Genomic DNA, 13,534 nt, shown 5'->3' with positions numbered 1-13,534 from the left:
CCCGGCTTCCCCGTGTCACTCGGACGACGGGGATGCCGGGCTGCTCCCCAGCGCTGAAGGGCACGACCGCCCGGTGTACCACGCGAACTTGATCTGCGAAGCGAAGCCGAGATAGTTGCGGCCCGGGTAGGCGCAGTCGTCGTATCCGGACAGGCCGTTCTCCCGCTCGACGCGGATCTGGATGTGCGATCCGTCGGAGGTGCAGTGGGTGTAGAACGCCGAGGGGCCGCCTTCCCAGAACCCGCACCGCTCCGCTTCGGATTTCGCCGACCCTTCCGCGCCCATCGCGAAAACGGCGAGGACCGCGGCGATCAGCCCGATGAGGGCACGCTTCCCGGGCGTCAGCACAGCGTCCCCTTGTACCAGGCGTAAGCGACCCAGGCGGTGTAGCCGAGCCGGTTCTCACCGGGATGGGCGCACACGTCTTTGCCTTTGATCCCGTGGTGCATCTCGACGCGGATCCAGACACTGGAACCGTCGCTGGTGCAGTGGTTGTAGAAACTCTCCTCGACCGTCTCGTGGTAACCGCAGGTCAGTACCCCCGCGCTCGCGGACGGCGCCTCCGTGAACGCCTCGGCGCTCGCCGCCGGCATGGTGCTCATCGTCAAAGCGACCACCCCCGCCACGGCGGCGGACGCTCGTGTCCTCGTCGACCTCATTTTCCATCCCTCCGTCGATCACCGTTCAGATTTGGTAGTGACAGTCGCGACCCCACAGCTTGTTCGGGGGCGTCCAGATCTCGCCACAGGTGAGTCCGCTGCTCCTGAACGAGTAGCGGAAGGTGAAGTAGTGGTTCGGCTTGAGCTCCGCGACACCGGCGCTGCGCTTGTCGAAGCTGCCGTCGAACACGTGACTGTCCACGTTGAACAACGAATAGCCGCACGTGTTCGCGACCGTGACACGCTGCACCCAGCCACTCGGTGCGTAGGTGACCTTCGTGGTCACACAACCGTCCGTCGCCGACGCCGTCCCCGTGCCGAGCGACACGAGCCCGGCGGTCAGCAGCAGCACACTCAGAACCGCCTTGGACATCTTCATGGTTTCTCCTCCCGGAACCCGCCGGCACCACTCCCGGCGCACCGGCTCCGTTGAGTCCTCATCAGCCGGTTCACCCGAATGGCCCGCATGCACGTCCGGATCCAGGCGGTGTGCACCCGCGGGCGTACCGGCGTTTTTTCGGTGGCGGAACCGGCCGCCGACCTGGCCGACCGCGTCGGGCGGGTGTTGCGGCGCAGCGGGGAGTTGCCGCCCGCGTTGCCGCAACCGTTCGTGGACCTGCTGGTTTCGCGGACGGTTCGTTGTGGTTGACCGGACCGGAGACCGAGGCCATGACCGAGCCGTTGACGGGGGTGCGGCTGCGGCCGGGGACGTGTGCCTCGGTGCTGGGGATCGCCGCGGACAAGGTGCCGTTGGCGGGGATGCCGTTCTCCGGTTCGGGGCTCGGCGAGGCGTTGCGCGCGTTGCGGGCACCGTCCCGGCCGGCCGATCGGGCGGTGGCGCTGGCGCGCTCCTCTTCGACGCCGGACTGGGCGGAGATCGCCGTCCGCAGCGGGTTCTACGACCAGCCGCACATGATCGCGGAGTTCCGGCGCGGTCGGGGCGTCCTGTGTCCGTTTCTTCCAAGTGGTGGCCGCGAGCCGGTAGCACCCTGTGGGCATGTCCGTCGAGGAGATCTTCGCTTTCCACGCGCAAGAGGCAGGCCCGGTGCGGTTCGCCGAGCCGTTCGGCGGCTGGGTGGCCACCCGGCACTCCGATGTGCGCAGAGTGCTCACCGACCACGAGGTGTTCTCCTCCGACGACGGACGAGGCCCGCCGGACCGCCTTCCACCAGGCGTTGACGGAACTGGGGGCCTGCTTCCGCGAGGAGTTCGAGCGGCCGGCCGGCATCATCGCGACGTTGATGGCCTCGGGCCTCACCGAGGACGAGCTGATCAACTTCTGCACCCTGCTCCTGATCAACGGCCACGAGACCACCAAGACGCTGCCCGTGAACGCGATCCTTTGCCTGGCCTCCGCACCGAAGCCGGCCGACGTGCGGCCGGCCGTCGAGGAGGTGCTCCGCTCCCTGCCGCCCACCGGCGGAACGGACCGGTTCGTCACCCGGCTCACCACCCTCGGCGGCGAGGAACTCCGGCCGGGCCAACGAGTCGCCGCCCTCACCGCCCTGCTCGACCGCCCCCGGCGGATCGCGGACCTGGACACCCACCGGACTCCGGTCAGTGAAGCTCACCCGTGTTCGCGCGGTTCAGCGGAGGCGGGCGGCGACGACGGCGACCCAGAGCATCGCGGTGATGGCACCGACGGCGAGGGTCAGCGAACCGGCCACGCCCCCGGCCATCGCCCAGACGTCGCCGAGCAGCAACGCGCTTCCGGCGATGTGGGAAGCCACGGCGTCACGGCGGTTGCCGCTGCGGGCGAAGTGGCGGCCGAGGACGTAGCAGGCGGCGATGAGCGAGATGAACGCGATGCTGCCGGCGGCCATGTGCCCGAAGGAGTGCCACGACATCGTCTGTGGCACCCCGGCCGGCGTCCCGGCGGGGAAACCGTCGGCCGGGTCCATCGGGAGGAGGCCGGCCGCGAGCATCCCGACCCCGTTGACCAGCACGAGCCGTGGCGCCCAAGTGCTGGTCAGGGCCGGGCGCAGGCCGGTCGCGCCGATGATGATCAACACACCGGCGACGACGAAGTTCGCGATCTGCAGCCAGCCGAGCGAGCCGGTGCTGAGCATGCTGAGCGGGTGGCGGGTCAGGTCGAAGCCGTCGCGGAGGGCCGCCTGCGCCAGGGAGACGGTGGCCCACAGTGGCGCCGCGACGGCCAGGCAGGTCAGCCGGGCGGAGGCGGTGGAGCGCTGGGTCGTGGTGGTCATGTCGGTCCTTTCCCGAATTCCATTCTTGCCTCGACGTCGTCCGGCCGATGTGACAGGGAATGCGCGCGTTCCCTGTCGGATAGGGTGTTCGACGTCGGGGTGACAGGCGGAAACGCCACGGAAAGACGAGAGGCAAGCCGATGCGCTACCTGATGACGACCAAGGCCACCGACCAGACCCCCGACGAGAAGCTCTACGCCGAGATGGGCAAGTTCATCGAGGAGATGACCGCGGCCGGGGTGCTGCTGGCCACCGGGGGCCTGAACCCCCAGGGCATCCGGGTCGTCTCCGCCGGCGACGAGATCACGGTGACCGACGGGCCGTTCACCGAGGCCAAGGAGGCGGTGGCCGGCTTCGCGCTGGTCGAGGTGCGCTCCGAGGAAGAGGCGATCGAGCTGGCCCGCCGCTTCCGCAAGGTGGTGGGGGACGGCGAGAGCATCATCCAGCAGGTCTTCGGGCCGTGATCGACGTCCGCCGCACGGTCGACGCGGTCTGGAAGCTCGAATCGGCGGGCATCATCGGCGGTCTCACGCGGATCGTGCGCGAGGTGGGCCTGGCCGAGGAGCTGGCCCAGGACGCCCTCGTCGCCGCGCTGGAGCAGTGGCCGGAGTCCGGGGTGCCGGACAATCCGGGTGCCTGGCTGATGACCACGGCCAAGCGACGCGCGATCGACCACCTGCGGCGGGCGGCCCGGCTCGAGCGCCGGCACGAGGACCTCGCCCGCGAACTCGATCAGCCTCAGGACGTCGAGCACGAAGACGTCCTGAGGCTGATGTTCCTCTCCTGCCACCCCGTGTTGCCGACCCCGCAGCGGGTCTCGCTCACGCTGCGGCTCGTCGGCGGGCTCACCGCCGCCGAAATCGCACGCGCGTTCCTCACCTCCGAACAGCTGATCACCCAGCGCGTCACCGCGGCCAAGGAGGCGCTGGCGCGGGAAGGAGCCGCCTTCGAGCTGCCGGCCGGCGAGTCCTTGGCCGGCCGGCTGTCGTCGGTGCTCGAGGTCGTGTACCTGATCTTCAACGAGGGCTACGCGGCGACGTCCGGGGACGACCTGATGCGGCCGGGTCTGTGCCAGGAGGCGTTGCGCCTCGGCAGGCTGCTGGCCGAGCTGGCGCCGGACGAAGCCGAGGTGCACGGGCTGGTCGCGCTGATGGAGATCCAGGCGGCGCGGTCGGCCGCGCGGACCGGCCCGGCCGGGGAGCCGGTCCGGTTGCACGAGCAGAACCGGGGGCGCTGGGACCCGTTGCTGATCCGCCGCGGGTTCACGGCCATGCTGCGGGCACGGGACATCGGCGCGCCGCCCGGCCCGTATGTGCTGCAGGCCGCGATCGCGGTGTGCCACACCCAGGCCCGCACGGCGGAGGACACCGACTGGGCCCGGATCGCGACGCTGTACGACGCGCTGGTCCGGCTGCTGCCCACCCCGATCGTGCGGCTCAACCGGGCCGTCGCGGTCGGCGAGGCGCGCGGACCGAAAGCGGGGCTCGCGCTGGTCGACGAGCTGACGACCGACCGCACGCTGCGGGACTACCACCTGCTGCCCAGCGTCCGAGGCGACCTGCTCGCCCGGCTGGGACGGCACGCCGAGGCGCGCGTCGAGTTCGAACGGGCGGCGGCGTTGACGAAGAACGCGGCCGAACGCGCCTTTCTCCTCCGCCGTGCCGAAGAACTGGAGACGAACACCTCCGCAGTGACCCTCGCGCAGGCCACCGCGGAGTTTCTGGCGCGAGAAGACCTCGACACGGCAACCCTGCGCTCCTACGGCCAGACCCTGCGGCGCCTGCGCTTGTCCTTGGGCGACCGGCGGCCGCTGGAGTCGTTGACGGCCGAGGACGTGACGAAGGTGTTCGAGCTGTCGTGGCGCGACGCCGCGGCGAAAACCTGGAACCGGCACCGATCGGCGATCCGGTCGTTCACCGCCTGGGGATCGCTGGCGGACCTGGCGGCCGGGCTGCCGCGGCGAACCGAGACACCCCAGCGGATTCCGGCCATCCCCACCGAACACCTCGAGCGCCTGTGGACTCTCGACGCCCCGGCGCGCGAGCAGACCCTGTGGCGCCTCCTCCACGAGTCGGCGGCCCAGGTGCGCGTCGTGCTGTCGCTCAACGTCGAGGACCTCGACTTGGAGGACCGTCGCGCCTGGGCAAGCGGCACCTGGGTGAGCTGGCGCGCCGCCACGGCACGGCTGCTGCCCGACCTGCTGACGGGACGCACCCGCGGCCCGTTGTTCCTGGCCGAGCGCAGACCCGGGCCGGCCCGGATGCCCGCGACCCGCGATCTGTGCCCGGACACGGGCCGGAGCCGGTTGTCCTATGAACGGGCCGAATACTTGTTCAAGCAGGCGACCAAAGGTCTCGATCCCGGGGGCGGTGGCTACACACTTCGTCAGCTCCGCCCTTCATGAGCTGCCGGAAGCGCAGGCCGGCTCGACCCGGGCCACGCGCTCTCCGCGGCAGATGAGTGTGGTGATCATGCGGCACAGGGGTCCGTGCAGCGGTCACGGTCTCGCCGCCGCCTTGCTCGGCTCAGGGCGCCGTCCACGATGGGTGCCGGCTCCCATCATTACGATCATCGACTATGGACACCGCCGATTTGGTCTGGCTCGACGCGACCGAGCTGGCGCGCCTCATAGCCGTCGGCGAGGTCACCGCGGTCGAGGTCGTGCAGGCGCATCTGGATCGCATCGAGGCGCTGGGCGAGCGGGTCAACGCGTTCGTCACCGTGCTGGGCGAGCAGGCCCTCGCCGCTGCCGCTCGCCCGCGCACCGGGCCGCTGGGTGGCGTGCCGTTCACGATCAAGGACTCGTTCGACACCGAAGGCGTGCGGACCACCCGGGGATCGTCGTTGTTCGCCGATCACGTCCCGGACGCCGACGCCACCGCGGTGGCGCGGCTGCGGGCTGCGGGCGGAATCCCGTTGGCGAAGACCAACCTGCCGGAGATGTCGTACTGGACCGAGACCGACAACCTGGTCGCCGGCCGGTCGCTCAACCCCTACGACCCCGAGCGCACCCCCGGCGGCTCCAGTGGAGGCGAGTCTGCGGCCATCGCGGCGGGTCTGTCGCCGCTCGGCCTGGGCAGTGATGTCGCGATCTCCGTGCGCGGACCGGCTCACGACACCGGCATCGCCGCACTCAAACCCACCCATGGGCGGGTGCCGTGCACCGGTCATTTCCCGCACGCGCTGCGGCGTTGGTGGCATGCCGGCCCGATGGCGCGCAGCGTGCGTGACCTGCGGCTGGCGCTGTCGCTGTTGGAAGGCCCCGACGGGCGGGACCCCTACGCGGCCGCCCCGGCCGCCGCCCGGCCCGGCGGGCCCGCCCGGATCGGCTGGACCACCGACGCGTTCGGCCCGATCGACCCGGAGGTGGCCGATACGGTGGTGTCGGCGGCTGTCGCTCTGTCCGACCTCGGTCTCCAGGTCGAGCAGGTCGGCGTCCCGTGGCTTGCCGAGCACGACTGCACGCGGATCTCGGCGACGCTGTTCACCGCTGAGATGCTGCCCTACCTGCGCGGCATCACGGCCGGGCGGGAGTCGGAGTTGCACCCGGTGATCGCGCGGACGCTCCAGGCACCGGACGTCACGATCGCCGACTACCTTGCTGCCGAAGGCGAGGTGGAACAACTGAGGTCGGTGTTCACGCACTGGTTCCAGGCCTACGATGTGCTCGTCTGCCCGGTGGTGACGATCCCGGCGCCGCCGCATGCGCAATCCAGTTACGTTGTCGGCGGGGAGAAAGTGCCGGCCCGCAACGTCATGCGGGCGACGGTGCCGTTCAACCTCACCGGCCTGCCCGCCGTCTCGCTGCCGTTCGGGACGACCGCGGGCGGCCTGCCCGTCGGTGTCCAGCTCATCGGCACCTGGTGGGCCGACGACGACCTCCTCGCACTGGCCGAACGACTCGAGTCGGTCAGCCCGGTCCGCGACCGTCGCCCGCCACTCCAGCCCTGACGTACCCGTCCTGGCCGGCCAGTCTCGAAGCGAGCGGCAAGCACGTCGTCGACGTCACCGTCGATGATCATGTTCAGGACTCCGGCGCCATCTGCGTCCGTCTTCGGAATACCGGTTTCCAGGGCGGACGCCACGGCGACCGGGTGTGTAGCCTCGGCAGCCGTGACCTGGCTGCCCGACGACTTCGTCCACCCCCTCTCCACGCCCGTGCCCGGTACCGCGCTTCACCTGCGGCCGATCCGCGAGACGGACACCGCTATCGACTACCCCGCTGTGATGGGCTCCCGGGAGCGCTTGTGGAGCATCTTCGGGCCGGCCTGGTCCTGGCCGAAGGAGTCGATGACCTATGAAGAGGATCGCCTCGACCTGCTGCGGCACGAGAAGGAGATAGCCGCGCACCAGTCGTTCAACTACGCGCTGCTGGACGAGGAGGAGACCGCGATCTTCGGCTGCGTGTACATCGACCCGCCCGAGCGCACCGGTTCCGACGGCGAGGTGTCCTGGTGGGTGGTGGACGACCTCGTCGGCGGCGAAGTGGAGCGGGCGCTCGATACGCTGGTGCCGCAGTGGATCGCCACCGACTGGCCCTTCCGCCGGCCCCGCTTCCTGGGCCGCGACATCACCTGGGAGGAGTGGCTCGCGTTGCCGCCGATCTCGTGACACTTCCCAAGCGGTCAGGACAAGTGCGCCGACAGCAGCCAGGCGGGTGCCGACTTGCGGCCGTTGCCCTCGTCTCGGACGTCGCTGCCCGCGAAGCCCGCGAAGTCGGGGAAGTTGTCCGGGACGTTGGCGTGGATGCGGGCCGGCCGGATCTCGTCGATCGTCCAGTACGCGCCCACCACCTCGCGCAGTTCTTCGGCGGAAACCGGGTTGACCCGGTCCGAGGGCACGGTGGCGCTGTCGAACACCAGCACGAAATAGGACGCGCCGGGTGACGCGGCGCGCACGATCGATTCCTGGTAGCCCCGGCGCAGCCGGACCGGCATCGAGTGGAACAACGTGCTGTCGACAATGGTGCCGAACCGGCCGTCGTAGCCGGTGAACGTGCTGATGTCGGCGACGGCGAAGCCAGCGTCGGGCAGGCCGCGCCGGGCGGCTTCCGCGCGCGCGAACGCGATCGCGGTCGGCGACTGGTCCAGGCCGACGGTCGTGAAGCCCCGCTCGGCGAGGTGGAGCGACGTCGCGCCTTCGCCGCAGCCGGCGTCGAGGACCTCGCCGTGGAACGCGCCCGCGTCGATGAGCGCGGCGATCTCGGGTTGCGGTTCGCCGAGACTCCACGGCGGCCGGAGCCCCGGCCCCATTTCCGGGGCCTGGCCTCGATAGGCGGATTCGAACAACGCGTCACTCGATGCGCTCGTCATGCACCCCAGAGTGTCAACCGGGTTGATATATGTCAACATGGTTGACATGGAAAGTGTCCGGGACGAGCCGCTCGGCTACCTGCTGCACCGGGTCACCGCGGCCTTGCGCGCCGAGGTGGCCGCCACCGTGCTCGGGCCCGCCGGCCTGGCGGCGCCCGAGTACCTCTGCCTGCGGATGCTGGCGCAGTCGCCCAAGTCCAACGCCGAGCTGGCCCGCGAAGCTCAGGTGTCACCGCAAGCGATGAACAAGGTGGTGCGCGAGCTGCAGGATCGCGGCCTGGTGACGCGGCCCGCCTCGGTGCCGTCCGGGAGGTCGTTGCCCGCCACGCTGACGCGCGAGGGCATGACCTTGCTCGCGCGCCTCGATCCCGAGGTGGCCGAGGCCGAGGACCGGGTCCTGGCCGGACTCGACGACCACGGCCGGCGCGAGCTCCGGCGGCTCCTCGTCGCGGCGTTCCGCCGGTAGCCGGCCGCTGACGAAGATGCGACGTGTCGTGATTCGGACGCGTCCGCCCTAGTGACGGACGACGTCGGCGGCGTGAGCCTGGTGCGATGCACTGGAGATCATCTGTTCCGGTCCTCGCTTGCGTAAGCATCCTGGCCGCGGGCACCGCCGGCGTCGCGAACGCGGCTCCCGGCCGGCAATCGGCACCGCCACCCGCGGGCCTCGAACGTCATTCGGTCACCCTGCTCACCGGGGACGTCGTCCAGGTCGAACGGCAGCCCGGCGGCAAGCAGGCCGCCACCGTCCGGCCCGCGCCGGGCCGGGAGAAGATCCGGTTCCACCAGCAGGAGGTCGACGGCCACCTCAGCGTCTTCCCCGAAGACGTCACCCCGCGGCTGGGCTCGAAGCAGGTCGACCGGACCCTCTTCGACGTCACCGAACTGATCGCCGAAGGGTACGCCGACGAGCAGTCGGCGACCCTGCCGCTGATCCTCACCTACGGCAAGGGCACGGATCTCCGGAAAGCCACGGCGGCGGCCGACCTGGGCGCGACGCTGACCAGCGTCAACGGCCGTTCCGCGCGGGCGAGAAAGGCCAACGTCACCGCGTTCTGGGCCTCGTCGGGAAACCTCGAGCGGATCTCCCTGGACCGCAAGGTCCGCGCCTCCCTCGACCGCAGCGTCCCGCAGATCGGCGCCCCGGAGGCGTGGGCCGCGGGCTACGACGGCACCGGCACCACGGTCGCCGTGCTCGACACCGGCTACGACCCCACCCACCCCGACCTGGCCGGCCGCGTGAGCGAGGCGGTCAACTTCACGACCAGCCCCGACACGACCGACCACTTCGGCCACGGCACGCACGTCGCCTCGACGATCGCGGGCTCCGGCGCCGCCTCGGGCGGCCGGCTCAAGGGCGCCGCGCCGGGCGCGAAACTGCTCGTCGGCAAGGTGCTCGACGACGACGGCTTCGGGTACGAGTCCTGGGTCCTCGCCGGGATGGAATGGGCGGCGCACTCCGGCGCCAAGGCGGTCAACATGAGCCTCGGCGGCGGCCCGACCGACGGCACCGACGCGCTCAGCGTCGGCCTCAACGCGCTCAGCGAACAGACCGGCACGCTCTTCGTGGTGGCCGCCGGCAACGACGGCGAACAAGGCGCCTACACCGTCGGCTCGCCGGGCACCGCCGAAGCCGCGCTGACCGTCGGCGCCGTCGGCCGTGACGAGAGCTTGGCGTCGTTCTCCAGCCGCGGACCGCGGTTGGGCGACAACGCCGTCAAGCCGGACATCACCGCACCCGGCGTCGGCATCGTCGCCGCCCGGGCCGCGGGGACCGCCATGGGCGACGTCGTCGACGACCACTACACCGCAGCTTCCGGCACCTCGATGGCCACGCCGCACGTCGCCGGCGCCGTGGCGATCCTCGCCCAGCAGCATCCCGACTGGAAGGGCGGTCAGCTCAAGGACGCGCTGGCCAGCACCTCGCTGACCGCGACCGGGCGCTCGGTGTTCGAACAGGGCGGCGGCCGGGTCGACGTGGCGCGCGCGGTGAAGCAGCAGGTGTTCGCCACCGGCACGCTCGACCTCGGCGCGGTCGAGGACGGAAAAGCGCAGGTGTCCAAAGTGGTCACCTACACCAACGTCGGCACCACGTCGGTCTCACTGAAGCTCGCGCTCGACGCCAAGTCCCTCGCCGGCGTCCCCGCCGGGGACGGGATCCGGCTCGGCAAATCCACTGTGGACGTTCCGGCCGGCGGCCGGGCGAGCGTCACGATCACCGGCGACCCGGCGAAACTGGCGCCGGGCACCTACAGCGGCCGGCTCACCGCGACCAACGACGGTGTCACAGTGCACACCGCGCTCGGCGCCGACAAGACCGCGCCCAAGCACAAGGTCACCCTCACCGCCCTCGACCTGCAGGGCAAGCCGGCCGTCGCGCCGTGGCTGCTGATGTACGGCGAGGACTACCGCTTCGACGTCAACACCTGGCTGGCCGGCGACGGCCTGACGGTCGAGCTCGGCGCGGGCGTGTACTACCTGACCGCCCAGGTCAACGGCACCGAGGACGGCCTCACCGCGTTCCAGGTCGTCCAGCCGGAGATCCGGGTCACCGGCGACACGACCGTCGTGCTGGACGCCCGCAAGGCGGTGAAGGTGGACATCCGGACCCCCCAGCCGTCCGAACAGGCCGGGATCTGGAGCTACTACACCTACCGGGAGCTCGGCCCGCGCAAGATCGCGAACTACGCCATGCAGTTCGACTACACCCGCGAGCTCCGGGTCACCCCGACGCCGAAGGTGACGACCGGGGCGTTCGAGTTCGGCTCCCGCTGGTCGAGGATCGCGCCGCCGTTGACGGTGAACGTCTTGGGCGGCCGTGATCCCCTCACGAACCGCTACCTCGCCGGGTCGCCCAAGCTGGACGGGTGGCGGCTGCTCCAGGCCGTCTCCGCCGGACGGGGAAAACCGGCGGACTTCAAGAACGTGCGGGGCAAGGCCGCGATCGTCGACCCGGACCCGGCCGACTACAACCGCGACGAGGTCTCCCGCGCCGCCGCGGCCGCCGGGGCGGCGATCGTCTTCATCACCGTGCCGGACGGCTGGAGCACCGCCTCGGTGCCCTCGATCAGCGCGGCGCCGAACCTGGCGATCCCGACCGTCCAGCTCGACCGGGACGAGGGGCTCGCGCTGCTGGCCAGGATCAAGCGCTTCCCGACGTTCCTGAGCCTGGACGGGATCGCGGTCAGCCCGTACCTCTACGACGTGGTGCAGACCGAGCGCGACCGGATCCCGGAAAAGATCGTCCACCAGGTCACCGCCGCGAACACCGCGACCGTCACCACCCACTACCGCCAGACCGGCAGCGGCGGTGCGGCCAAGGAACAGCGGTTCGCGTGGAAGCCGTGGCAGGACTTCGCCGTGAACGAGTACCAGCGGTACGTGACGACGCCGTCGACCCGGCAGGAGTACGTCAGCTCCGGGGACGTCCAGTGGCAGCACCGGGTCAAGCACGGCCTGGTCTGGGACGAGATGTCGCCGCTCGACGGCGGCATGACCGCGGCGCCGCGCACCTACACGGGCCGGGAAAACCTCACCGAGGACTGGTTCGCGCCGGTCGTCCGGCCCGCCATCCCGCGGGGCGTGCCGGGCATGGACTCGACCCGTGAAGGGGACAACCTCCGGATCCGGATCCCGGAGTTCGTCGACAGCCAAACCGGGCACTACGGCTTCAACGAAGGCGACGACCAGGCCGGACCGGCCACCACCTCGGCGAAACTGTTCCGCGACGGGAAGCTCGTGTCGGAACAGCCCTACGCGTACGGCACCTTCCCCGCCGGCGCGGACCCGGCGACCTACCGGCTCGACCTGTCGGTGCGGCGCGATTCGCCGGAGTGGCTGTTCGGCACCGGCACGCGGACGTCGTGGACGTTCCGCTCGGCCCGGTCGGCGGCCCCGGCGCTGCTTCCGTTGCTGCAGCTGGACTACGCGGTCGACGCGGACGCCGGCAACCGCCTCCCGGCCGTCCGCCGGGCCAGGATCGGCCTGACCGCGCGGTTCCAGGACGGGATGGCCGCGCCGGACGTGCGGTCGGTGCTGGCCTGGGCGTCCTACGACGACGGCAAGACCTGGCGTACCGTCGACGTCAAGCGGGCCGGGAAGTCGTATGAGGCCACGATCGACCACCCGCCGCTGGGGGCCACGAACTCCTACGTCGCGCTGCGGGTGCAGGCCACCGACACCGCGGGCAACGCCGTCGACCAGACGGTGCTCCGCGCGTATGGGCTCAGCTCGAAATAGCGTCACCCAAGGGCTCCGGGTGCCTCCCGCCGTCACGCGGCAGGAGGTGCCCGGGGCTCGGCTCGTCCAGCCAGCCGAGCTTGCTGGCCTGCCAGGCCAGCTGCATCCGGGTGCGGGCGTCGACCCGGCGCATGAGGTCCTGCAGGCGCCGCTGGACGGTCCGGTAGCTGACGTTGAGCTGGGTCGCGATCGACTTGTCACTGACCCCGCCGATGAGCAGGGACAACAGCCGCCGCTCGTCGGGGTCGAGGGGGGCGGTGGGCGCGGTGTCGCCGATCCGCAGCGGCGACGCGCGTTCCCAGTAGACCTCGAACAGCGCGACCAGCGCGGACAGCAGGCTGCTCTCCCGGACGAGCGCGGCGGTGGGTTCGCCTGTGCTGTCGTGGGTGACCAGCGGGCACAGCGCCACCGAGCGGTCGGAGATGGCCAGGCGCACCGGCAGTTTCGAGATCGAGCGGGCGAGCTCGCCACCCTCGATCCCCTCCAGGACGTTGACGATCCGGCCGGGTTCTTCGAGCAGGCCGGTCTCGTAGATCACGCGGTACCGCACGCCGCGGGCCTGCGCCAGCGCCTCTTCGACGTTCTCCGAGGCCGCCATCGCGACGTTGCCCTCCAGGCAGAACCACAGGGACTCTTCGCGGGCGCCGCGCTGGATGGCCAGCGCCTGCCGCCGGATCGCGTCGACCCCGGTGATGACCTCGACGAGCTGCGCGGAGTCGCGCCGCCGCGCGCTGCCGCGGTACTCCTCGGCGAGCTGGGACACCGCGGCCCTGGCAGCCTCCAGTTTCTCCTGGCCGTGCACCAGCAGCGGGCCGAGGGAAACGTCCGGTGGCGCGGACACGTAGTGCCCGTCGGTCCGGCTGACGAGCCCCTTCGCCAGCAGGGCTTCCAGGATCGGCTCCAGCTCGCCGCGGCCCACGCCGGCCCGGCCCGCGATCTCGTCGGGCGTGGTCCGGTACCCGCCGACGACCACGCGGTAGACCCGTTCTTCCCCGGGAGTCATGCCCAGCGCTTCCAGCACACTGCCTCCTAGCCACGCGGCCAACGCTTTCCGTCGGCGTTGACGGCCCTTGGACAACGTACAACGGGGCTCGCCGACCCGGGCCACCTCTTACTT

The 13,534-nt window shown here is 71.0% G+C and carries 13 protein-coding genes; 7 read left to right on the top strand and 6 right to left on the bottom strand.

The window, feature by feature from the left end; all coding sequences use genetic code 11:
• Positions 1-15: 15 nt before the first annotated feature.
• From AB0M30_RS31035 to AB0M30_RS31025, 3 genes are all read right to left on the bottom strand, one after another.
• Positions 16-348, bottom strand: coding sequence for a DUF6355 family natural product biosynthesis protein (locus AB0M30_RS31035; RefSeq protein ID WP_364590867.1), 333 nt, complete (start codon positions 346-348; stop codon positions 16-18).
• Entirely contained in the window at positions 342-602 is a 261-nt protein-coding gene (locus tag AB0M30_RS31030; RefSeq protein ID WP_364590864.1) for a DUF6355 family natural product biosynthesis protein, read from the bottom strand. Before AB0M30_RS31030 ends, AB0M30_RS31035 begins: the two co-directional genes overlap by 7 nt.
• 82 nt (positions 603-684) lie before the next feature.
• Positions 685-1,038 carry a hypothetical protein gene (locus AB0M30_RS31025; protein ID WP_364590861.1) on the bottom strand — a complete coding sequence of 118 codons (354 nt, stop codon included), beginning with the start codon at positions 1,036-1,038 and terminating at the stop codon, positions 685-687.
• 87 nt (positions 1,039-1,125) lie between these two features.
• On the opposite strand from AB0M30_RS31025, the gene AB0M30_RS31020 reads away from it, so the two are divergent.
• Entirely contained in the window at positions 1,126-1,308 is a 183-nt protein-coding gene (locus AB0M30_RS31020; protein ID WP_364590859.1) for a hypothetical protein, read from the top strand.
• Between the two features lie 937 nt (positions 1,309-2,245).
• Here AB0M30_RS31020 and AB0M30_RS31015 read toward each other — a convergent pair.
• Entirely contained in the window at positions 2,246-2,866 is a 621-nt protein-coding gene (locus AB0M30_RS31015) for a DUF998 domain-containing protein (RefSeq protein WP_364590856.1), read from the bottom strand.
• Positions 2,867-3,006: 140 nt separating this feature from the next.
• Between AB0M30_RS31015 and AB0M30_RS31010 the strand changes: the two genes are divergently transcribed.
• From AB0M30_RS31010 to AB0M30_RS30995, 4 genes are all read left to right on the top strand, one after another.
• Positions 3,007-3,330 carry a YciI family protein gene (locus AB0M30_RS31010; RefSeq protein WP_364590853.1) on the top strand — a complete coding sequence of 108 codons (324 nt, stop codon included), beginning with the start codon at positions 3,007-3,009 and terminating at the stop codon, positions 3,328-3,330.
• On the top strand, positions 3,327-5,270 hold the full coding sequence (locus AB0M30_RS31005; protein WP_364590850.1) for a sigma-70 family RNA polymerase sigma factor: 1,944 nt from the start codon (positions 3,327-3,329) through the stop codon (positions 5,268-5,270). The genes AB0M30_RS31010 and AB0M30_RS31005 overlap by 4 nt, the downstream gene beginning before the upstream one ends.
• Positions 5,271-5,443: 173 nt before the next feature.
• Complete coding sequence (locus AB0M30_RS31000) at positions 5,444-6,817, top strand: amidase (RefSeq protein ID WP_364590847.1); 1,374 nt, start codon at positions 5,444-5,446, stop codon at positions 6,815-6,817.
• A 162-nt stretch (positions 6,818-6,979) separates the two neighbouring features.
• The gene (locus AB0M30_RS30995; RefSeq protein ID WP_364590844.1) at positions 6,980-7,477 is read left to right on the top strand and encodes an N-acetyltransferase; all 498 of its coding nucleotides are present in this window, start codon (positions 6,980-6,982) and stop codon (positions 7,475-7,477) included.
• Positions 7,478-7,491: 14 nt separating this feature from the next.
• Here the strand turns inward: AB0M30_RS30995 and AB0M30_RS30990 are convergent, their stop codons facing one another.
• On the bottom strand, positions 7,492-8,178 hold the full coding sequence (locus AB0M30_RS30990; RefSeq protein WP_364590841.1) for a class I SAM-dependent methyltransferase: 687 nt from the start codon (positions 8,176-8,178) through the stop codon (positions 7,492-7,494).
• 46 nt (positions 8,179-8,224) lie between these two features.
• On the opposite strand from AB0M30_RS30990, the gene AB0M30_RS30985 reads away from it, so the two are divergent.
• Complete coding sequence (locus tag AB0M30_RS30985; protein WP_364590838.1) at positions 8,225-8,644, top strand: MarR family transcriptional regulator; 420 nt, start codon at positions 8,225-8,227, stop codon at positions 8,642-8,644.
• Between the two features lie 86 nt (positions 8,645-8,730).
• The gene (locus tag AB0M30_RS30980) at positions 8,731-12,417 is read left to right on the top strand and encodes a S8 family serine peptidase (RefSeq protein ID WP_364590835.1); all 3,687 of its coding nucleotides are present in this window, start codon (positions 8,731-8,733) and stop codon (positions 12,415-12,417) included.
• On the opposite strand, the gene AB0M30_RS30975 is transcribed toward AB0M30_RS30980, so the two are convergent.
• Positions 12,404-13,438 (bottom strand): helix-turn-helix domain-containing protein, encoded by a 1,035-nt coding sequence (locus AB0M30_RS30975; RefSeq protein WP_364590832.1) that lies wholly within the window; start codon positions 13,436-13,438, stop codon positions 12,404-12,406. The genes AB0M30_RS30980 and AB0M30_RS30975 overlap by 14 nt on opposite strands.
• Positions 13,439-13,534: the final 96 nt, after the last annotated feature.

It is taken from the genome of Amycolatopsis sp. NPDC051716 (assembly GCF_040681595.1).
In the GTDB taxonomy this organism is placed as follows: domain Bacteria; phylum Actinomycetota; class Actinomycetes; order Mycobacteriales; family Pseudonocardiaceae; genus Amycolatopsis.
Note: the sequence above shows the minus strand (reverse complement) of the source record. Positions and strands in the feature narration are given on the sequence as shown.